Origin of the sequence: Myxococcus sp. CA040A (assembly GCF_013336725.1) — a bacterium.
Taxonomy (GTDB): Bacteria; Myxococcota; Myxococcia; order Myxococcales; family Myxococcaceae; genus Myxococcus; species Myxococcus llanfairpwllgwyngyllgogerychwyrndrobwllllantysiliogogogochensis.
Window position 1 is genome coordinate 88,641 of the sequence record NZ_JABUMR010000018.1, and the last position, 21,348, is coordinate 109,988.

A 21,348-nucleotide genomic window follows, 5' to 3' on the forward strand; every position below is an offset into this window, starting at 1 on the left:
TGCCGCGCTACCAGACCCCCACGGGTGACACTCGAACAGGAGACAGGCCCGTGCCAAGCTGCCCCGAAGTGCTGTCACCCCAGGACCACACGCCCCGGTCTCCTCGAATCGCATTCGAATGAGCGGCGCCTGCGGCGACGGACAGCGCCGAGAGGCCGGGAACATTCACGGTCCCGCGGCGAATCACCACACGCGCACGGGCGAGGCGCTGTCGACGAAGGTCCCCGTGCCCAACTGCCCGCTCTGGTTGAGACCCCAGGTCCACACCGAGCCATCCCCCTTCACCGCCGCCACGTGATGCAGCCCGGCCGACAGGGACACCGTCCCCGTGAAGCCCGTCAGCGGAGCGGGCACCGAACGCGTGACGAACGTGCCGTCCCCCAGTTGCCCGGAGCCATTGAAGCCCCAGGACTCCACCGTCCCGTTCGACTTCAGCACGAAGGAGTCCGCGAAGCCGGCTGAGAGGCGTATCCCTTCCGTGAGCCCCTGGACCTGGATGGGCGAGAGCCGGTTGACCTGGGTGCCGTCTCCGAGCTGGCCGTCGGAGTTCTCACCCCAGGTCCACACCGTGCCGTCCGCCTTCAGCGCCACGGAATGAGTCAGCCCCGAGGAGAAATCCATCACCTCCGTCAGTCCCAGCACCCGCACCGGGAGCGGGGCATCATCCAGCGTCCCGTCGCCGATGTTGCCGTGCGGATTGGTGCCCCACGCCCACAGCGTGCCGTCCGCCTTCAATGCGAAGAAGTTGTAGCCGCCCCCCGACACCGCGATGACTCCCGTGAGGCCCGAGACTTGCGTCGGAGCCAGCACGAAGCTCGACGGGGGCGCACCCGGGAACCACAGGGGATTGATGGACCACGCCCACACCGTGCCGTCGTCCTTCAGCGCCACGGAGTGGTGCATCCCCGCCCCCACCATCACCACGTTGGAGAGGCTGGTGATGCGCGTGGGCGTCCGCAGGCCGTCGCGAGCCGCCGGCCCACCGGGGCCCTCGAAGGTTCCTCCCCACGTCCACACCGAACCCTCCAGCGTGAGCGCCACCGTGTGGTCCCGGCCAGACGCCACCGCCAACACCTCCGACAGTCCTGGAACCTGCCCGGGCGTCGCACGGCCCGGCCGGCCCGCCGCCCCGAGCTGCCCCAGGTAGTTCTCCCCCCAGGCCCACACCGTGCCGTCCGCCTTCACCACCACCGTGTGCGCATCCCCCGTCGACACGTCCGTCCGCTGCCGCCAGCCCGCCGTCCGCGTCGGAACGAAGGCCTGGAACGTCGTCCCGTCCCCCACCTGCCCGTCCGCGTTGGAGCCCCACGCCAGCACCGTGCCGTCCGCCTTCACCACCACCGTGTGCTGTCCCCCGCCCGCCGTGACGCCCTTCACCAAGGACACCCCCGTCACCCGCATCGGAGCCAGGCGCTGCGTCAGGCTTCCATCCCCCAACTGACCTCGCTGGTTGTTCCCCCACGCCCACACCGAGCCATCCACCCTCAACGCCACCGAGTGCTGGCCTCCGCCCACCACCGCCTCCACGTCCAGGAGCCCGAGGACCTGGGTCGGCGTCAGGCGCTGCCCCGTCGTCCCATCGCCGAGCTGGCCGTAGGTGTTCTGTCCCCACGCCCACACGGTGCCATCCGACTTGAGCACCACCGAGTGCGAGCCACCGCCCGACAGCGCCGTCACGCCTGTCAGTCCCGCCACGGCCACCGGCAGGGTGCGATTGAGCGTGTCCCCCATGCCGAGCTGACCATCCGCGTTTCCACCCCATGTCCACACGGCGCCGTCCGCCGTCAGCGCCAGGGAGTGCGCATTGCCCGCGGCGATGGCCACGACGTTGAAGAGCCCTTGCACCTGGGTGGGAGCCAGGCGCTGGGACGTCGTCCCATCACCCAGCTGCCCCGTGGCGTTGAGGCCCCACGCCCACACCGTGCCGTCCGCCTTGAGCGCCAGCGAATGCGAGAAGCCTCCCGCGATGCGCACCACGTTCGTCAGTCCTGGCACTCGCTGGGGCCACGCCCGACGCGTGGTGGTTCCATCCCCCAACTGCCCCCGGGTGTTGTCTCCCCACGTCCACACGGTGCCGTCGGCCTTCAGCGCGAGTGAGTGCAGCTCCCCCACGCCAATGGCACTCATCCCCAGCGGCCCTCGAATCCGTGTGGGCGAGGACTTCGCCGTCGTCGTGCCATCCCCGAGCTGACCAAAGGTGTTGCCACCCCACGCCCACACCGTGCCATCTGCGCGCAGCGTCAGCGTGTGATTACGCCCCGCCATCACCGTGCCTTGACGGGAGAAGCCTTCCGCGGCGCGGCTGGAAGCAAGGTCCTCGGGAGGCGGAGTTGCCCCTGGCTCGACGCAGCCCGACAGCCACAGCGCTCCCAATAGACAACCCCAGACAGCCACGGCGGCACCACTGCGCACACGGCTCATGTCTCCCCCCTCGACACGACTTGGAATGGACAGAGAAACACCAGACATGCACGCGAGACAAGCCTTTGCCTGGGACACCCACGGCTCGTCCACCCTCCCAGGTTGTCACCCCGGCCGGCCCACGTCCGGCATCCGCCCCGGCGCTCGGGGTCGGCTGACGTGTGCATCCCAGCGTCCAGGTCGCCGGAGACCTCACCGGGCCAGAGGCGCCAGGCGGCGGGGCCGGCGTACGATGGCGCCATGACTCGAAGCCCGCCGTCCACCGCGCGCAGACGCGTCCCCTACTCCGGCCTCTGGCTCGACGGGTTCAGCCTGACGGCTGTCGCCGGAGGGGCGCTGCTCGCGGGCGGACAGGGCTGGCAGCGGGACGGCATCGGCGCCACGCCTCGCGCGTCGACGGGCGCGGCGTTCTGGGACACCTCGCGGGAAGAGTGGTTGGAGCTCTCCCCGCTGCCCGAGCCCCGGCAGGACCATGCGGCGGTGGCGCTCCCGGACGGACGCGTGCTGCTCATCGGCGGACGGGACAACCCGACTCCGGAGCTGGACAGCACCCGCTACTGGGAGCCGGACACCCGGCGCTTCGTCCCCGGCCCGCCGCTGCGGGCCGCGCGCTCGCGTCCCGTCGCGCGCGTGCTCCCGGACGGCGCGGTGCTGGTGCTGGGCTCGGACCATGACAACGACATCGAGCGGGGCACACGCGCGGAAGTGCTGCGCCCCGGCGCCACGGCGTGGGAGCCCGCGGGCCAGACGGTTCGCATCTTCCACACCGGCCCCGTGTGCGTGAGCGGGGAGCGCGTCGTCATCGCCGGGGGCCGCGACAACGGCTTCGGCTTCGCCATCATCGAAGGCGAACATCTGGCGCCGCCCCTGAACCTGAGCACCGAACTCTGGGAGCCCTCGTCACGGGCCTGGAGGACCGCCCCCCATCCCCTCACAGAGGCCCGAGACGACGCCGAGGGCGTCACCCTCTCCGACAGGCGCATCCTCGTCGTGGGCGGCTGGCACCAGGGCACCTCGCTCATGAGCGCCGAAGTCTTCGACCCGCGCACCGAGCAGTGGACGGCGACGGGCGCGCTCGGCCTGGCCCGCTCCAGCTTCACCCTCACCGCGCTTCCGGACGGACGGGCCGCCGTGTCCGGAGGGCTGCGCTCGGACACCTACGCGGAAGCCACCGACGTGGAGCTGTGGAATCCGGCCACGGGCACCTGGAGCCCTGGGATGCCGCTGGCCGTGGGCCGCGCGGGACACCACGTCGTCCCGCTGGGCGAGGGCGCGTTCCTCGTCGCGGGCACCACGCGCGTGGCGCCGGATGGCTCGCTGGAGACGACTTCCGAAGTCTGGCGGCCCTGAAGCCGCGCCACCCCGTTACATCCGCATCCACCCCGACGGAGACAGACGCATGGACAACCCGGAGCTGGCCCGCATCCCCGGCGTCAACCCCCACGTGCCCGACGCGGCCCGCATCTACGACTACACCCTGGGAGGCACCCACCACTTCGAGGTGGACCGTCAGGCCGCGGAGTTCATGTTCTCGCTGGTGCCCTCCACCCGGAAGTGGTTGCGCATGCTGCGCGGCTGTCTGCGCACCGCCGCCCAGCGCCTGTCCTCGGACGGATTCCATCACTGGGTGGACTTCGCCTCCGGCCTGCCGACGAGCGACCACGTCCACTCCGTGCTGCCGCAGGCCAAGGTGCTCTACAGCGACATCAACCCGCTCACCATCGCCACCGGCAAGCACCTGCTCGGCGACAATCCGCGCACGCGCTACATGGAATGCGACATCCGCTCCGCGGGGGACTTCCTGCGCCGCCCGGACGTCCAGACGTTCCTGGATGGAGAGCGGCGCGTGGCCTTCGGCGCCAACGGCATCACCGTGTTCCTCTCCTCGGAGGAGAACCGGAAGTTCTTCCGTGACTTGTATGACTGGGCCGCGCCCGGCTCCAAGCTCTTCGCGACCTTCGAGACGAAGGCCCCGGGCCTGAGCACGCCGAAGTGGGAGCAGTTCGTCGGCATGTTCCAGAAGATGGGCGAGTCCTTCCAGCTCTACTCGCTGCGCGAGTATCTGGACCTGTGCGGTCCGTGGACGCCCGGCCCCGGCGGAGTGATGACGGTGCGCGAGTTCCTGGGCCTGCCCGTGGGCCACATCACCGAGGAGGACCGCGAGGGCGTCGGCATCGAGTTCTACGCGGTCATCCTCGAGAAGCGCTGAGCCCGCGCTCGTCCGCGAAGCAAGCCGGCGGACGAGGCCCGCCCCCCGGGGCCCGTCTCCGGGAGGCCCACGGAGCCTCCGTCCGGCGCGCCGCGAAGCGAACGCCCGATGCACTGCAGTGCCGACTGCCTCACCACCGCTGAGTGCCTACCGTGTCGAGCAGGCAACGATCCGCGATGGTGAGGAGGAATCATGTTCCAGACGAGACGGCGTCAGGTGCTGGCGGGAGTGGTGTTCGGTACGGCCCTTGTCCTCGGAGGGTGCAGCTCATCCCGTTCCGCGAGCAAGGAGCAGCAGAAGGTCGACCAGTCCTGGCTGGCCCGAGTCCCTGAGTCGGAGCTCGGCGACGTGCGCAACGCCCAGGCGGAGCAACTCAAGGCGCAGGATGAAGTCACGCGCGCGGACGTGGCCGTCAAGGACGCGGAGCGCGCGGCGGAGGTCGCCCAGCGCAACGAGGAGGCCGCGAAGCTCTCCACCAAGGCCAACCAGACGGCCGTCGAGGCCGCGCAGGCCACCGGCCGGGCGTCCAACATCTCGCAAGCCCAGGCGGAGCTGAAGGCCACCGAGGGCAAGCAGGCGGCCGCCCATGCCCAGCTCGAGTGGCGCCAGCGCGCCATCGAGACCCAGAAGGCTCGCAAGGACCTTCGCCAGCGCGAGCTGGAGCTGGCCGACGCGCGCCTTCGTCAGGCCGAAATGGAGGCGCTGAGGAACAGCGATGACGTGCGCGCCAAGGACCTCTCCGAGGCCGAGTTCACCAGCGCGGTGGCCAACGCCCAGCGCAACACGGAGGAGGCGCAGCGGCTGGTGGACCAGCGCCTGGGCGAGGAGCGTCAGGCCCGAGGTGATTGGGAGAAGCTGCGCGGCGAGTCCCGGGGCTACGGCGGCAGCGGCACGTCCGACGGGGAATGACGCGCGGGCGACGACTTCCGGCCGCTACTTCGGCGGCGGCCGGAAGACGTACTGGAAGATGGGCTCGTCCTGGCCGGGAGGATATTGCGCGTCCAGGAAGGCGAAGTACGCGTGGCCCGCGATGAACGGGTCCTCCATGCTGTCGTAGAGGACCGACACCTGCGTGGCCCGGCCGGACGCATCCACCTGGACGCGCAGCTTGAGGTTGCCCTTGAGCTCCGGCAGCTCCTTGAGGCGCTCCATGTAGAGCGCCACCAACCCCAGCGACACCCGGTTGTAGATTTTGTCCGCCGCGCCCCTGGCCGGCGTCGCGGGCAGGCGGAAGCGCCGCACCAGCTCCGCCGTCTCTGCTTCCGCCTCCGGCACCTTCCGCTCGGGGGCGGCCTGCGCCGCGCGGTAGGACACCAGCGCGTCCTTCCAGCGCTCCTGCTTCAAACACAACCGGGCCCGGCGCACGTGGATGTCGGAGCGCTCCGGCGCCCGCTCCGACGCCTTCACCAGGAAGCCCTCGCTGGCGGCCGCGTCCGCGCGCGCCTCGGTCAGCTCCGCCAGCCGCAAGAGCGGCTCGGGGTCCTTCAGCTCCACGTCGATGAGCCGGACCAGGGCCTTCTCCTCGTCCGCCGGGCGCGACAGCTCCGCGTACACGCGGGCGAGCAGCGCCAGCGCCCCGGCCTCCGCGCCGCCCAGCTCCACGTACCGCGCCAGCGAGCGCGCGGCCTTGTCCTTCTCCGAGGCGGAGAGCCACAGGTCCGCCTGGAGCCGGTGCGCCTCGCGGTCCATGGGCTTCAGGGCGACGAGCTTCTCTCCCGCCAGGGCCGCCGCGCGCACGTCCTTCGCCGCATGAGCCAGCGCGGCCAGCTTGCGCAGCGCCTCCGGCTGCTCCGGCCAAACCTCCACCGAGCGCGACAGCTCCGCGCGCGCCTCCGCCTCCCGTCCGGGCTTCGCCGCCAGCAACAGGCCCAGCGCGGTGCGCACCTGGGGCGCATCCAGCTTCGCCAGCGAATCGCGCAGGCGCGCCTCCGCCTCCGCGGGCTTCCCCTCCGCCTGGAGCAGCAGCCCTTCCCCCCAGAGCGCGGGAGCGAAGTCGGGCGACGCCCGGCGCGCGGCGGCCAGCGGACCTCGCGCCTCCGACAAGAGGCCCCAGCGGATGTAGATGAGCCCCATGCCCAGATGGGGCCAGGGGTTCTCCGGCTCCAGCGTGGACAAGGCCTTGAGCTCGTTCCAGCAGGTGTCCGCCGGGAAGGCGAGCCATGCGCGGTACACGCGTGGCATCAAGTCCTTGGGCCGCGCGCGGCCCTGCTCTTCCAGGTCACTGTCCAGCACGCGCAGCGTCCCGCGCACCCGGGCCGTCTCCACCTTGCGCAGCATGCCCATCACCTCGTCGGCGCCGGGCTGCGTGCTCTTCGCGCCAGCCGCGCCGGCCGGAGCAGCCAGCAGCAGGGACAGCAGCAGCAACACGCGCGGCGGGGAGAGGGACACCATGGAGTCGCGCGGAAGATACCAGACGGCCTCGCGAGAGCGGCCCGCGACGAATGAGCGCATGCCTGCTCCCCGGCCAGCCCCTCGCGGTCATCCCGACCCCAGGCCCGCTCCGGAGCGAATCGGGGGCCTTTGCGAGTCTCGGGACACGCGCCTCGCCCCCACCGCGCGCCGGGCGGGTGTCACCCTGGCGCGCGGCGGTGAGGCGCGAGCCGCTCCAGGGCGTCAGGCCCGGAAGCGGCTCGTCACGACGGACGACTCAGCCGATCTCCACCTTGCAGGTGGCGCTGCAGCCGTCATTGCTGCGGGTGTTGCCGTCGTCGCACTCCTCGTTGGCCGGAGCGTCCTGCTGCACCTTGTTGTCGCCGCAGCGCGGGCCGAACACGCAGCCGCGAGCGCACTGCCCGTAGCCACCGGCGTTGATGCCGTCGTCGCACTCCTCACCCTCGTCCAGCACGTTGTTGCCGCAGGTGGCGCGGCAATCCGTGCGCTTGGTGACGAAGTCGTTGAGGGTCAGCTTGTACGAGGACGCCGTGGTGTGGCGCTCGGCCTGGTACACGACGACTTCGTAGATGCCGCCCACGGAGAGACCCAGCGCGGAGGCCTGGCTCGACACGTTGACCGAGTCCTCCTGGGCGCCGTGCACGCCGCCCAGGTCCAGCGCGAGCTTGCCGTTGATGAACACCCACACGTCGTCGTCGCCGCGGAATGTGAGCACCTCGGTGCCCTTGTACTCGAACCAGTAGCGCGCCTCGCTGGTGAAGCTGAAGTTGTGCCCACCATTGCGCGGCTGCTCGAAGCCCGCGGCAATCCAGCCCTTGCCGTCCACGGGGAAGAAATCCGGGTCGTCGAACACGTACGACTCATCGGGCTGCTTGGCCAGGTCCAGGGTCCCCACGACGGTCTGGTTGATGCCCGCGGCGTCGATGTACCACTGCATGAAGGGGGCCTCGCCATGCGTGGTGGTGGAGCCCGTCAGCTTCGCCAGGCCGGGCTTGCCGCCGGGGTAGTCCTTGCCGTTGTAGCTCCGCACGAGCTCCGTCTTGACGATGCCCTTCTCGGAGCCATTGGCGTTCTCGAAGTCGATATGGCCCTTCGGGACCGAACCCGAGGCCGGCAGGTCCCAGCCACGGAAGTCACGGTAGACGACGGGGATGGAGATCACGTCCGGCGGCGTCTCCTCGATGAACTTGCACACGAAGCCTTCCTCGAGCTTGCACGTCGCGGAGCAGCCGTCGTTGGAGCGCGCGTTGCCGTCGTCGCACTCCTCGGACGTGTCGTTGGGCAGCATGATGCCGTCGCCGCACACCGCCTGGCAGGTGCCACCGGTGCAGCGCGGCTCGCGCTTGCACAGCGGCGAGCAGCCATCGCCCATGTCCTTGTTGCCGTCGTCACACTCCTCGGTGCCTTCGACAATCGTGTCGCCACAGTTCGTCCGGGTGCAGACCGCGCCCACCGTGGGGCACTTCCAGCCCTCCTCGAGGCGGCACTCGGAGTTGCAGCCGTCGTTGTTGGCGACGTTGCCGTCCTCGCACTCCTCATCACCCACCTTGATGCCGTCGTTGCACCGGGCGGCGTGGCAGCGACCACCGGCCGCGGGGCAGTTCCAGCCGGCCTCCACCGTGCAGGTCGCGCTGCAGCCGTCGTTGGATGACACGTTGCGGTCATCACACGCCTCGGGAGCCTCCACGCGGCCGTTGCCACAGCCGAACTTGCGGATGCAGGGCTGACCCGCGACATCGCAGACCCAGCCGTCTTCGATGGCGCACGTCGCCGTGCAACCGTCGCCGGCCACCTTGTTGCCGTCGTCACACGCTTCGCCCGTCTGGAGCGTGCGGTCGCCGCAGGTATCGACGGGACAGGTGCCGCCGTCACAGAGGACGGGGCCACCATCACCCCCATCGGGGAGGCCGGCGTCGGGCTTGCCAGCGCCACCATCGCCTCCGCAGGAGGATGCAACTATCGAGAAGAGAAGAGAGGCGAGTACGAGACTCGCGAGCCGCGTTCCAACAGGGGGGACGGTCGCCATAGACACCGATGCTGGAAGTGCGCGCGGTGCGTGTCAACGCGGTTGCGCATTCGGCATCCCGCACCCTCCGTGAAAATGCAGGAAATGCGCAGATGTGCAGGAAGAGCGGACTGAATCACCTGTTTTCGTGTCTCAGACCCACATTCCCTTCCATGGCAGCCGTGTCCGGTCCGGACTCGATTGCCCTGGCTCTGATGCCAGGGGGCCTGTCTCAGCGGTGTCTCAGCGCGCGGCGTTGCGCAGATACTGGGCGTAGAAGCGGACCGCGTCCGCGTAGGCCGTCACGGCGATGCGCTCGTCCTTGCCGTGGATGCGCGCCAGGTCCTCGCGCCGCAGGTGCGCGGGGAAGAAGCGGTAGACGTTGTCGCTCAAGCCCACGAAGTGCCGCGAGTCGGTGGCGGCCACGTTGAGGTACGGCGACACGAGGACGTCGGGAAACACCTGGCGCAACGAGCGCTCCAGCTCGCGCCAGGATTCGGAGTCGGTGGGAGACACCGGCGAGGGCTCGCTCTGGAAGTCCAGCGTGCCCACCTCCACGCGCGAGTCATCCACCGTGGCCCGGACATGCGAGAGCACGCCTTCGACGCTGTCACCCGGGAGGATGCGGAAGTTCACCACCGCGCGGGCGCTCGCCGGCAGGACGTTGTCCTTCACGCCGCCCTCGAACACGGTGACGGCCGTCGTCGTGCGCACCGCCGCGTTGGTGGTGGGACTGGCCGTGAGCTGCCGCACCACGAGCGGCTCGGTGAGCCACAGGTTGGCGAAGAGCAGTCGCATGCCGAAGGGCATCTCCGGCCCCACGCGGGTGAACAGCTCGCGGCTGCCACCCTGGAGCCGCGTGGGCATGGGCGCGGCCTCCAGCCTCGACACGGCGCGAGCCAGCACGCCCACGGCGGTGCTGGGCGGCGGCATGGACGAGTGGCCACCTTCGCCCTTCACCGACAACACCACGCTGACGAAGCCCTTCTCCGACGTGCCCACCAGCGCCACGGGCGCGCTCACGCCGGGCACCGTGCCGGACATGATGACGCCGCCCTCGTCCAGCACGGACTCCAGCCGGACGCCGCGCTCCTGGAGCCGCTTCGCGATGACCACCGCGCCCTCCCGGCCGCCCACCTCCTCGTCCGCGCCGAACGCGAGCAGCACCGTGCGCCGGGGCTTCTCCCCCGCCGCCAGCAGCGCCTCCACCGCCTCCAACTGCGCCAGCACACTCCCCTTGTCGTCCAGCGAGCCGCGCCCCCAGACGAACCCGTCCGCCACCACCCCGTCGAACGGAGGATGGGCCCACGCGCCCTCCGTGCCGGGCGTCACCGGCACCACGTCCAGGTGCCCCAGGAGCATCATCGGCCGCAGCGAGGCGTCCGTGCCCTGCCACGTGTAGAGCAGCGAGTGCGCCCCCACCACCTCGCGCTTCAGCTCGGCGTGGACGCGCGGGAAGTGCTCCGCCAGGTAGGCATGCAGGGCCGCGAAGGCCTCGGCGTCCGCGGGCACGCCCTCGGAGGCGGCCACCGTCTTCAACCGCAGCGCCCCCGACAGGCGCGACGCCAGGGCCTGAGCGTCCACCGTCAGCGCGGTCGCCGCCTCTGGCACCACCTGCCGGGACTTGAACGTGAGCGTCCGGGCGACAAGCACGACGGCGAGGACACCGACCCCAAGGGCCATGGACAGGAGAAGTCGTTTCATTGGCAGGTGCGCCACGCTACCAAAGGCGCCACCCCGGGATGGGGAACCTCCAGGACGGCCGAACCGGCTTCTCGAAATATGAGAGAACCCCTCGCCCTTGTCCTGGGGGAATCACATGCAGTACTGCTAGATAATTCCAGCACAAGAAATGTCAGGCTTCCCCGTATAGTCGGGAGACTGGTCCATGAGGTGCGCAGGTGAAGACTCGACACGCAGCGCGGTGGCAGCTCGTCCTGGCGTTGGGAGTGGGGACGCTGCTGGGGGGATGCGGCAAGAGTGACGAGGGCCCGGGGCTTCCGGCGGAGCCGTCCTCGGTGGAGGCGCAGGCCGCGGATGCCCAGGCGCTGGTGACGTGGACACCTCCGACGAGCGACGGTGGGCACCCTCTCCTGTACTACGTGGTGCGGTGCCAGCCCGCGTGCGGCGGCGCCATCGTCAGCGCGGGCGAGCGCCAGGCCACGGTGATGGGCCTCAACAACGGCTTCGCCTATCTGTTCAAGGTCTCCGCGGTGAATGCCCGGGGCGAGGGCACCTCCTCCATCCCCTCCGTGCCGGTGATGCCGATGCCGGGCATGGCCATCAGCAACCCCACGGTGCCCGGCCAGCCGCGCTCGGTGCGGGCGACCGCGGGCAACGGGCAGGCCTACGTCAGCTGGCTGCAGCCGGCGAGCTACGGGGGCCGCGCGCTCACCAAGTACGTCGTCACCGCCGAGCCCGGGGGCCGGTCCGTCACGGTGGACGCGCCCGCGGCGAGTGTGAGCATCCCGGACCTCACCAATGACAGGCCCCACGTCTTCACGGTGCGGGCCGTCAACGAGGTGGGCGAGGGCCCCACGGCGCTCGTGGGCCCGGTGACGCCCAGGCCCGGCGGTGCGCCGTCGAGCTGGGTGTCGGGCTACTACGTGGGATATCAGCGCGCGCAGCTGCCGCCGGAGGAGGTGGACTTCTCCGGCCTGACGCACATCATGGTGGGCCGCGTGCGTCCCCGCTACGACGGGACGCTGCACACGGACTTCGACGTCACCGTCTACGAAGGGCCCCTCATGGCCAAGGCGCTGTCGGCGGGGGCGCGGCTCGCGGGGAAGAAGTCCCTGCTGATGGTGGGCGGCTTCGGCGAGCACGATGGCTTCGTGCAGGCGTCCACGGGGGAGAGCCGCATCGTCTTCGTGAAGGAGCTCATCAAGGCGATGGAGGAGCTGGGCTACGACGGCCTGGACCTGGACTGGGAGCCCATCAACCTGCCGCCCGCGGGCAATGATGGCGAGCTGCTGTTGGCCTTGATTGACGAGCTGCGCGCGGCCCGCCCGGACATCATCATCACCGTGCCGGTGAACTGGCTGAACTCCAACTTCGGGATGCCCGAGGTGGAGGAGAAGTTCATGGCCCGGCTGGCCGAGCGCGTGGATCAGCTCAACATCATGTCCTACAAGATGAGCGGACACTGGGGCGGCTGGGAGAGCTGGCACTCCAGTCCCCTCCGGGACGAAGCCCAGAACCGCCCCACCTCCGTCGCGTACTCCGTGGAGGGATATCTGAAAGCGGGAGTGCCGCGCGGCCGGCTGGGCGTGGGCATCGGGTTCTTCGGCACCTGCTGGCAGGGCGTGACGGAGCCCCGCACGCCGCTGGACGGGCGGCCCGACGTCAACGAGGGCCAGAGCGACAACGCGATGAGCTACGACAACATCATGACGTCGTACTACAGCGCGGAGGCGCGGCACTGGGACGAGAAGGCCGCGTCCCCGTACCTCTCGTACCCGTCCGTGAATGGCCCGGGCCACTGCAACTACATCTCCTACGAGGATGGCCAGTCCGTCTTCGCCAAGGGCCAGTGGGCGCGCGCGCAGGGGCTGGGCGGCACCATCATCTGGACCATCAACCAGGGACACCGGCGGGGGCAGCCCGCGGGCAAGCAGGACGAGCTGCTCATGGACGTGAAGCGCGCGTTCCTGGACCCGTGAAAAGGCCCGGGGGCACGAAGCGACGGCTGGCCGTGCTTCGCGCCCCCAGGAGCGTCACCCGACGTCGGTGACGACGACCTGGCTCAGGGCTGCGCCTTGGTCTGCGCGGCGGCGGGCGCCGGGAAGCCCCGCTTGCGCATCAGCGCGTTGATGCCGGCGTCGCGGCCGCGGAACGCGCGGTAGCCCTCCGCCGGATCCACGGTGTTGCCCACGGAGAAGATGCTCTTGCGCAGCTTCTCCGCCACCGACTTGTCGTAGGCGCCCTTGCCCTCGGTGAAGCCCTCGAACGCGTCCGCCGTCAGCGTGTCGGACCACAGGTAGCTGTAGTAGCCCGCCGAGTAGCCGTCGCCCGCGAAGACGTGGCCGAACTGCGGCGTACGGTGGCGCATGACGATTTCCTTGGGCATGCCCAGCGCCTTGAGCGTGTCGCGCTCGAAGGCATCCGCGTCGATGCTCACGTCGCCGGCCAGGTGCAGCTTCATGTCCACCAGCGCGGAGGACAGGTACTCCACCGTGCCGAAGCCCTGGTTGAACGTCGCGGCCTTCTCGATGCGAGACACCAGCGCCTGGGGGATGGGCTTGCCCGTCTGGTAGTGCAGCGCGAAGGTGTTGAGCACCTCGGGCGTGGCCAGCCAGTGCTCCAGGAGCTGCGAGGGGAACTCCACGTAGTCGCGCGCCACGCTGGTGCCGGACAGCGACGGATAGGACACCGACGAGCTCAGGCCGTGCAGCGCGTGGCCGAACTCGTGGAACAGCGTGCTCGCGTCCTCCCAGGAGATGAGCACCGCCTCGCCGGGCGCGCCCTTCACGAAGTTGGAGTTGTTGGAGACGATGGTCGTCACGTCGCCCCGGAACCGCTCCTGGTTGCGGTACGCGTTCATCCACGCGCCGGAGCGCTTGCCCGGCCGCGCGTACGGGTCGAAGTACCACAGGCCCACGTGGCGGCCCGTCGCCTGGTCCTTCACCTCCCAGACGCGGACATCCGGGTGGTAGACCTGCACGTCCGTCACCGGGGTGAAGGCGAAGCCGAACAGCTCGCCGGCCACCCAGAACATGCCCTCACGCAGCTTCTCCAACTGGAGGTAGGGCTTCACCTCGTTCTGGTCCAGGTCGTACTTCGCCTTGCGGACCTTCTCCGCGTAGAAGCGGTAGTCCCACGGCTCGATTTTCAGCTTCGCGCGCTCCTTGTCGGCCACCTTCTGCATGTCCGCGACCTCTTCGCGGACGCGGGCCACGGCGGGCTTCCACACCGCCTCCATCAGCTCCATGGCGCGCTCGGGCGTGCGGGCCATGGCGTTCTCCAGCCGCCAGTGCGCGTGCGTGGCGTAGCCCAGGAGCTTCGCGCGCTCGGCGCGCAGCTTGAGGACTTCCGAGATGATGGCGTTGTTGTCGCGCGCGTCCCCGTTGTCGCCCCGGTTGACGTAGTTGCGCCAGACCTTCTCGCGCAAGTCACGGCGCGATGAGTACGTCAGGAACGGCTCCATGGAGGAGCGCGTGTTGGTGATGATCCACTTGCCCTTCTGGCCCCGCGCCTCGGCCGCGGCGGCGGCGCCCGCGCGCACGGAGTCCGGCAGGCCCGCCAGGTCCTTCTCCGACTCCAGGACGACGGTGTAGCCCTCCTCGTCACCGAGCACGTGCTGACTGAAGGACGTGTAGAGCGACGCGAGGCGCTGGTTGATGGCGCCCATCCGCGCCTTGGCCGCCCCGTCCAGCTTCGCGCCGGAGCGCACGAAGCGCGTGTGGTGCAGCCACGCCAACCGCTGCTGCTCGGGCGTCAGCTTCGCCTTGTCGGGGGACTGGTAGACGGCTTCGATGCGACGGAAGAGGCCCTCGTTCTGGGTGATTTCATCCTCGAAGGCGGCGAACCGGGGCGCCATCTCCCGCTCCACGGCCTGGAACTCCGGGCTGCTCAGCGACGAGCCCCAGATGCCGTACAGCGTCTCCACGTTGGCGTACGTCCGGCCCGCGTTCTCCAGCGCGGCCAGCGTGTTCTCGAAGTCGGGCGCGGCGGGGTTGCCCGCGATGGCGGCCAGCTCCCGGCGGTACTCGTCCATGGCGGCTTCGATGGCGGGCTTGAAGTCCTCCACCTTCACCTGGGCGAAGGGAGGCACGCCGCCGTGCGGGCCGGACCACTTCGCCAGCAGGGGAATCGAGGGGGCCACCGGCGCGGCGACCTCGCTCGAAGGGGCCGGCGCGGCGACTTCCGGGCGGGGCTCCGGGGACGTCGTCGCACAGCCGGAGGAGACGAGCGCGGCCACACCCGCGCTGGCGAAGAAGAGGTTACGCATGAAAAGTGGTTCTCCCGACGAAAAGGGGTGTGCACCAAAGCACGGAATCGCGGCGCCCAACACGTTCCGGGGGCCGCCTCTTCCCGACCGAGGACAGACGCCCCGACGGCCGGGTGAGGGGCCGCTCGAAGCGGGCTAGAGGGGAGGAGCCATGCCGGGGTGTCCCGGCTCGCGCACGTCGGCAGGAGCCTCCTCATGCGGAACGCACCGGGCACCCGCCCGTCCAGGACCCGAGCGCCGCTGCCGGCGCTGGTGGCGTTGCTGCTCGTCGCGGCGGCGGAGGCCCGGGCGGACTGGCGGTGGGAGTACAACTCCCCTGCCCCGCTCTTCCTGGACCGCAGCTATGTCTTCGGCTCGCCCAACCGCATCCGCCGACAGGGGGACCCGGACTCGCCCGCCCCGCTGCTGTTCGAGGCGCAGATTGCCCCAAACCTCTTCTTTCCCCAGCTCCACAACGGGCACTTCCGGAGCAAGGGAGGCGAGTGGTTCCTCACCGCGGTGCTCACGCCGTACATCCGGCTGCGGATGCTGAACACGGACAGCAATCCCGTCATCCCTCCGTCCTACGTCCCCAAAATCACGCTCCAGGTGGCGCACCTGCGCGTGCTCCCGGGCTCGCGAGGCAAGGACGGTCCGGGGCGGGGCCTGGCGCTCGCGGCCAACCTCACCGTGGGCCACTACTCGAATGGCCAGGAGGGGTGCTTCTTCGCGAACCAGGAGGGTACGGACCCCGACTGCACGCCGGCACAAGGAGAGCTCCCGCTCAACGAGCTGACCGGCAGCTTCTCCACCAACTTCCTGCGCGGAGAGCTGCACGCGCGCACCGCCTTCGCGGTGGAGCCGAGCCTGGACAGCGCGTGGCTCGTGGGCGGCGGCTCGTTCCTGGAGCTGAACACGACCATTGGCCCTGGCGGCATCACCGAGGAGCAGCGGCGCGTCTACGGCGATGGGAACTGGGGCGTGAGCCTCCTGGGTGAGCGCATCTGGAAGCAGCACCGGTTCCGACTGGAGTGCGCCCTGTCAGCGCCCTTCGGGGAGACGCCGCATCGGCGCGCCACGGTGAGCGCGGAGGTCGCCGCGCTGCCGTACTGGGGAGCGGGCTTCGGCCTCTTCGCGCGCTACGTGTACGGCCAGGACTCGTACAACATCCTCTTCCTGGAGCGCGCGAACTTCTGGCAGTTCGGCCTGGTGTTCGAGCTGTCTCCGGGAGCCCGACTGAAGGCCGAGGACGCCGAGACGGACGCGGACAAGCGGCGTCCTCCGGGCTTCCGCTGAGGACCGAGGCCCGGGGGTGTGTCATCCTCCCGCCGCCCATGAACGCTCCGAGCACGTTGCAGGAACGCATCCAGAACGCCGGCCTGCTGGCCAAGGTCGTCCCCGTCGAGGAGGCGGTGAAGCACGTCACCGACGGGAACACGGTGGCCATCAGCGGCTTCACCAAGTCGGGGGAGCCCAAGACGTTCTTCCCCGCGCTGGCCTCACATCTGGCGAAGACCGCGCCCCAGACGCGCATCACCCTGCTGTCGGGCGCCTCTTTGTCCGAGGACGTGGAGGGCCCCATGGCGCCCTTCATCGGCAAGCGCGGGCCGTACATGTCCTCGTCGGCGTCGCGCCGGCGCATCCACGCGGGGGAGATGGACTTCACGGACGTCCACCTGTCCGCCTTCGCGCGCAACATGATGTACGGCTTCTACGGCGACATCGACGTGGCGGTGGTGGAGGTGTCGCGCATCCGCCCCAACGGCAGCGTCATCCTCACCTCGTCGGTGGGTGTCAGCGCCGAGGCGCTCGCGAAGGCGAAGAAGATCATCCTCGAGGTGAACACCTCCGTGCCGGACTACACGGGGTTCCACGACATCGTCCTGCCCACGGTGCACCCGCACGTGGGCTGGCCGCTGCCGCTGCTCAACGTGAGGGACCGCATCGGCAACCCCTACGTGGAGATCGACGCGAGCAAGGTGGTGGCGGTGGTGGAGTCGCGGACGCCGGACCACCCGGTGCCGTTCAAGGCCGCGAACGCGACGGACAAGCGGATTGCCCAGAACGTGGTGGCGTTCCTCATGCGCTGCCGAGAGCAGTTCCAGTGGGGCAAGCGCCTGCCGCCCATCCAGTCCGGCGTGGGCAACGTGGCCAACGCCATCATCGGCGAGCTGTACGCGTCACCGTTCCAGAAGATTCGATTCTGGACCGAGGTGTTCCAGGACGGAATGCTGCGCTACGTGGAGGACGACGCGAAGTTCGAGTACGCGTCCGCCACGGCGGTGTCCTTCTCCGCCGAGGGGCGCGCGCGGTTCCAGCAGATGTTCGAGCGGTGCCGGGAGCGGCTGGTGCTGCGGCCGATGTGGCTGTCGAACAGTCCGGAAATCATCTCCCGCCTCTTCGTCATCGCGATGAACACGCCCATCGAGGTGGACATCTACGGGCATGTGAATTCGACGCACATCGACGGCTCGCGCATCGTCAACGGGCTGGGCGGCTCCGGAGACTTCTTCCGCAATGCGTACCTCAGCATCGTGCACACGCCTTCGGTGCGGAAGCTGAAGGACGGCCGGACGGTGAGCTGTGTGATGCCGTACGTGCGGCACATCGACCACACGGAGCACGACATCAAGTGCGTCGTCACCGAGCACGGCTACGCGCTCAACATGGACATCCGCTCGCCGAAGCGGCGTGCCACGGACATCATCGACCAGTGCGCGCATCCGCACTTCAGGCCGCTGTTGCACGCGTACCTGGACATGGCGGGACCGGGCGACGAGCCTCGCGCCTCCGACATGAAGGTGCTCGATGCGTGGTGGCGCGACTACGACGCGCTCTGCCGTGATTTCCCGGGGGAGTCCGAGGCGGAATGACGAAGCAGGACGACCAGGAGACACAGCCCCCGGAGCCGCTCCCTGGAAAGACCTCCGGGGAGGGCTCGACGACGCCGTCTCATGGGCAGCGCGAGGATGAAGGTGCGGCTCGCGACGCAGCCGCATCGGGGAAGTCCGCGAAGCAGCGACGCAACCGGCGCGAGGTGGACGAGTCCGACGCACCCGACGTGCCCGGTGCGGGGGAGCGCAATGGACGCGAGCCGTGTCCTCCCGAGGTCGCACAGAAGCTCCGCGAGTTGGACCGGCTGCGCAGGAGTGGCCGGTACACGACGGCGCTCGCGCTGGCCCGCTCGCTCGCGGAGGCGCATCCGAAGCTGGGGCGCGTCCTGCTGGAGCTTGCGATGACGCTCGGCATCTGGGGGAGCGCTCCCGCCGAGGCCCTCCCCTGGTTCGAGCGCGTCCTGGAGCTGGCGCCCGGACATCGCACGACACGCCTGCACCGAGCGCTGTGCCTCGCCCGGCTGGGTCGCCATGTCGAGGCCGTCGCGGACTTCGATGCGCTGGTGGACGGCGGCTATCGCAAGGCGCTCGTGCTGCACATGAAGCGCGCCGAGTCTCTGGAGGCGCTTGGCCGAGACACCGAGGCCGAGCAGGACTGGACGCTCGCGCTCGTGGAGGACGCGGACAACCCCTGGCTGCTCCAGCAGCGGGCCGCCGTCCGCGCACGACTGGGAAGGATCGCCGAGGCCATCCAGGACCTCACTGCCGCGCTCGCCCTGCAACAGGGAGAGGGCATCGACCCCGAGCTGCTTCACGAGCGGGGCCTGCTACGCGCCCGGCTCGGCGAGGTCGACGGCGCGCGCGCGGACTTCCAGGCGGGACTGGACGCCCTTCGCCGGGGAGACCCGAGCACGCTGCCAGACGCGCTGCGTTCGGCACTCCAGGCGCTCGCCGCGACTTGACTGGAAGAAGAAGGGCGCCATGGACAACAGCCTGCGGAATGAAGTGCTCAGACTCCTCGCGCTCCACATGGACGTCACCAGCCCTGGTGGTGCTGGAATCGACAAAGCCTTTCCGGGTCCCGAAAAACAGAACATCAGCCACATGACCCTCACGGAGGCCAGGCAGGCGGGAATCACCATGTATGGCGATGCTTCGTTTTCCATCGACGCCTACGTGGGGAACTTTCCGAGCTTCGCGCATTTCGTGGCCACGGTGATTGTCCATGAAACTCGTGGCGTTCAATCACTCCACGGAGTCGAGCTGGAACAAATCGAGCCGGAGAAAGGCTGGAAGACGCTCTTCGGGGGCTTCGCCAAGGGAGTGACCGAGAAAAACATCTTCTCGGGACGGAAGCGCCTGGGAAGTCCGACCAAGGCTTGCAGAATCCTCGCGACCGGCAACGAACAACTGTATGCGCTGGATTGCAACGGCAGCTACGCCACCCTCTTCATGCAGACGTCATAGGGTGCCTGCCGACCCCCATCCACAGCTCCGACTCCAGGGAAACCAAAGTCTTTCACAGACTCTGGACTGGAATCCCCCGCCTGCACCCGCAGACAGGAACTGTGGCATGCTCCTCATGCAACCCCATGGAGCGCCTCATCCCTCTGGAGGAGCAATGCGTTCATTGTTGGTGCTGGGTCTCACTGTCCTCGGATTTCAGTTCGGCTGCGGAGCAGGCGAAGGCGACCCAGGAATGCAGTCCGATTTGACATCACGCGAAGACTCACTGGTTCGCTGCATCGCCGATTACTATATCACTTATTACAGTGACGCCACCTACACCACGGCGGTCGGCAGCGAGCGGTGTACTTGCAACAGAACACCCACGCGCACTGGCGTTCAGACCGACTTTGCGGTCGAAAACTATTACGAAGAGTGCCTCTGACGCGCGGCAGCCACCCCGCAAAGCCAGACAGCAACCACTTGCGCTGCCGTCAAGCAGCGCAAGTACACTCCCCCGCCACGCGGGAGCTGCTGTTTCAGCGAAACGCAATGGGCTCGAAGTGCTTCCCGTCGCGCGAGGACGCCAGCTGGTGGGGGAACACCGTCCACAGCCGGTCGCCAGCGACGACGAGGCGGGCGGCGCCGGGGGAGAGGAAGGGCAGCTTCGGGGCGACGCCGCGGTCCTTCTCCATCCGGAGCACCTGGTCGCCCACACTGACGAACAGTCGGTTCTTGAAGAAGGCCAGCGAGTGGATGCCGTCCTTGGGGAGCACGAGCTTCTGCGCCTTGCCCTTCTGGGGCAGATACCAGGCGTGCTCGTCCGTGTGCAGGTAGACGCCGTGCTCGGGGGCGGCGCACAGGCTCCGCACCGGAGCGCGCGTGGCATGACGCCGAACCAGGGCTCCGTCCTTGAGCACCCACACGCCGTCGTTGCCGAAGGCGAAGAGCGTGCCCTCGTGGACGAAGAGGCCGCGCAGGCCGGATTGCTCTTCTCCTCCGACGAGTTCAAGGCGCAGCCCCTTGCCCTCGCGCACCAGGCGCCCCAGGCCGTTCTCGGAGCAGAGTCCGAAGAGGACGCCGTCGTGCACCACGCCGTCCACCAGGTCCAGGCCCCCGGGGCCGCTGACCTCCTTGAGCTTCCAGCTCTTGCCGGTGCCTTTGAATGCGAGCGCGGACACACCGAAGGCGGACAGGCCCCACGGCGCTCCCAAATCACGCAGGACGGGCGCCACGTAACCATAGGGCAGCGCCTTGGGCAGCTTCCTCCGGGTCCACGTCTTGCCGTCGTGGATGAGCAGGCGGTTGAAGTCGACGTCATAGGAGAGCCCGTTCGCCTCCAACTCGTCCACGTCCACGTCCACGTCTATCTGGCCCAGCCACACGACGTCGTTCCACGGCTGGTTCCACTTGATGTCTTGGTCGAAGTCCCACAGGTCGTCGCCGGCGACGTAGCCGTGGTCGGAGTCCGGATGGGGCGTGCCCGCGAGCACCACCACCGTGCCTTCCGGGGTGACATGCACATCGGCGAACACCTGGGCCGTGGAGTACACGTCCGGCGCGGCCTGCTTCTTGGGAGCCGGCGTGTCGGCGCGAGCGGACAGCGAGTCGACTTCGGACGGACGGGGCTTGGGCATGGGAGCGCGCTCAGTATTCCTTCAGGAGTCTACCGGCCGTCTCGAAGCGCAGGTTCTTGAACAGCGTGGCGAGCTTCGGCTTGGGAATCAGCTTCTTCGCAGCGGCCTCGATTCGCAAGAGCGCGAAGGCGAGCTCGTCGAGCGAGTCGAAGGCCGGCGACACCGCAACGTCCTCGCGCGAGTAGCGGACACGGAGGAGGCAGTCCTCCGACAGCTGCCCGCGCGGTTCGATGACTACAACCACGTGCATCCTCACAAGGGCCTGGAGATGCGGTCCCCTATCCAGTACCGACGTGCCGTATCACCCGATTGACTGTGTCCGATTTGACGGGAGCAACTCCACGGTGCGGGTTGGCGGTGAGTTGTAGGGCGACCGGAATAAAGCGCCCATTCTGTCCGGCACGAGCGCGAAGCCCAGCGATGGGCACTGAAACGGTCCCTCTTTCTGGGTGAATCACGGCCTAGGCTGGACCACT

General features: G+C 69.1%; 17 protein-coding genes. 9 read left to right on the top strand and 8 right to left on the bottom strand.

Annotated elements, in window-relative coordinates:
* Nucleotides 1-7 precede the first annotated feature (7 nt).
* A complete protein-coding gene (locus HUA75_RS48160; protein ID WP_371746333.1) occupies nt 8-265 on the bottom strand; it encodes a hypothetical protein in 258 nt (85 codons plus the stop codon).
* The gene (locus HUA75_RS43855) at nt 184-2,421 is read right to left on the bottom strand and encodes an RCC1 repeat-containing protein (protein ID WP_254628081.1); all 2,238 of its coding nucleotides are present in this window, start codon (nt 2,419-2,421) and stop codon (nt 184-186) included. Before HUA75_RS43855 ends, HUA75_RS48160 begins: the two co-directional genes overlap by 82 nt.
* 240 nt (nt 2,422-2,661) lie before the next feature.
* Here HUA75_RS43855 and HUA75_RS43860 point away from each other — a divergent pair, with 240 nt between their 5' ends.
* The 3 genes from HUA75_RS43860 (at nt 2,662) to HUA75_RS43870 (ending at nt 5,539) form a co-directional block, all read left to right on the top strand.
* Complete coding sequence (locus HUA75_RS43860; RefSeq protein WP_174489844.1) at nt 2,662-3,771, top strand: kelch repeat-containing protein; 1,110 nt, start codon at nt 2,662-2,664, stop codon at nt 3,769-3,771.
* A 49-nt stretch (nt 3,772-3,820) separates the two neighbouring features.
* A complete protein-coding gene (locus tag HUA75_RS43865; RefSeq protein ID WP_141646718.1) occupies nt 3,821-4,630 on the top strand; it encodes an SAM-dependent methyltransferase in 810 nt (269 codons plus the stop codon).
* A 192-nt stretch (nt 4,631-4,822) separates the two neighbouring features.
* Nucleotides 4,823-5,539, top strand: coding sequence for a hypothetical protein (locus HUA75_RS43870; protein WP_141646717.1), 717 nt, complete (start codon nt 4,823-4,825; stop codon nt 5,537-5,539).
* A gap of 24 nt (nt 5,540-5,563) precedes the next feature.
* Here the strand turns inward: HUA75_RS43870 and HUA75_RS43875 are convergent, their stop codons facing one another.
* From HUA75_RS43875 to HUA75_RS43885, 3 genes are all read right to left on the bottom strand, one after another.
* Nucleotides 5,564-7,081 carry a hypothetical protein gene (locus HUA75_RS43875; RefSeq protein ID WP_254628092.1) on the bottom strand — a complete coding sequence of 506 codons (1,518 nt, stop codon included), beginning with the start codon at nt 7,079-7,081 and terminating at the stop codon, nt 5,564-5,566.
* A 196-nt stretch (nt 7,082-7,277) separates the two neighbouring features.
* Nucleotides 7,278-9,047 carry a DUF4215 domain-containing protein gene (locus tag HUA75_RS43880; RefSeq protein ID WP_141646716.1) on the bottom strand — a complete coding sequence of 590 codons (1,770 nt, stop codon included), beginning with the start codon at nt 9,045-9,047 and terminating at the stop codon, nt 7,278-7,280.
* Nucleotides 9,048-9,269: 222 nt separating this feature from the next.
* Nucleotides 9,270-10,745 (bottom strand): M20 family peptidase, encoded by a 1,476-nt coding sequence (locus tag HUA75_RS43885; RefSeq protein ID WP_371746334.1) that lies wholly within the window; start codon nt 10,743-10,745, stop codon nt 9,270-9,272.
* A 182-nt stretch (nt 10,746-10,927) separates the two neighbouring features.
* On the opposite strand from HUA75_RS43885, the gene HUA75_RS43890 reads away from it, so the two are divergent.
* Nucleotides 10,928-12,688 carry a glycosyl hydrolase family 18 protein gene (locus tag HUA75_RS43890; RefSeq protein ID WP_141646715.1) on the top strand — a complete coding sequence of 587 codons (1,761 nt, stop codon included), beginning with the start codon at nt 10,928-10,930 and terminating at the stop codon, nt 12,686-12,688.
* A gap of 83 nt (nt 12,689-12,771) precedes the next feature.
* Here HUA75_RS43890 and HUA75_RS43895 read toward each other — a convergent pair whose 3' ends face one another.
* On the bottom strand, nt 12,772-14,976 hold the full coding sequence (locus HUA75_RS43895) for a M3 family metallopeptidase (RefSeq protein ID WP_174489845.1): 2,205 nt from the start codon (nt 14,974-14,976) through the stop codon (nt 12,772-12,774).
* Nucleotides 14,977-15,171: 195 nt separating this feature from the next.
* Between HUA75_RS43895 and HUA75_RS43900 the strand changes: the two genes are divergently transcribed.
* The 5 genes from HUA75_RS43900 to HUA75_RS43920 all read left to right on the top strand — a co-directional run bounded on the left by HUA75_RS43900 (nt 15,172) and on the right by HUA75_RS43920 (nt 19,680).
* Nucleotides 15,172-16,251 carry a hypothetical protein gene (locus tag HUA75_RS43900; RefSeq protein WP_174478032.1) on the top strand — a complete coding sequence of 360 codons (1,080 nt, stop codon included), beginning with the start codon at nt 15,172-15,174 and terminating at the stop codon, nt 16,249-16,251.
* A gap of 38 nt (nt 16,252-16,289) precedes the next feature.
* Nucleotides 16,290-17,828 (top strand): acetyl-CoA hydrolase/transferase C-terminal domain-containing protein, encoded by a 1,539-nt coding sequence (locus tag HUA75_RS43905; protein WP_174461693.1) that lies wholly within the window; start codon nt 16,290-16,292, stop codon nt 17,826-17,828.
* Complete coding sequence (locus tag HUA75_RS43910; protein WP_254628083.1) at nt 17,825-18,751, top strand: tetratricopeptide repeat protein; 927 nt, start codon at nt 17,825-17,827, stop codon at nt 18,749-18,751. Before HUA75_RS43905 ends, HUA75_RS43910 begins: the two co-directional genes overlap by 4 nt.
* A gap of 19 nt (nt 18,752-18,770) precedes the next feature.
* On the top strand, nt 18,771-19,256 hold the full coding sequence (locus HUA75_RS43915; RefSeq protein WP_174489846.1) for a hypothetical protein: 486 nt from the start codon (nt 18,771-18,773) through the stop codon (nt 19,254-19,256).
* 154 nt (nt 19,257-19,410) lie between these two features.
* Nucleotides 19,411-19,680, top strand: coding sequence for a hypothetical protein (locus HUA75_RS43920; protein WP_174489847.1), 270 nt, complete (start codon nt 19,411-19,413; stop codon nt 19,678-19,680).
* Between the two features lie 94 nt (nt 19,681-19,774).
* Here HUA75_RS43920 and HUA75_RS43925 read toward each other — a convergent pair whose 3' ends face one another.
* Together HUA75_RS43925 and HUA75_RS43930 are read right to left on the bottom strand one after the other, a co-directional pair.
* Entirely contained in the window at nt 19,775-20,872 is a 1,098-nt protein-coding gene (locus tag HUA75_RS43925; protein WP_174489848.1) for a hypothetical protein, read from the bottom strand.
* Nucleotides 20,873-20,882: 10 nt separating this feature from the next.
* Nucleotides 20,883-21,116, bottom strand: a complete 234-nt coding sequence (locus tag HUA75_RS43930; protein WP_217446551.1) for a hypothetical protein — start codon at nt 21,114-21,116, stop codon at nt 20,883-20,885.
* Nucleotides 21,117-21,348: the final 232 nt, after the last annotated feature.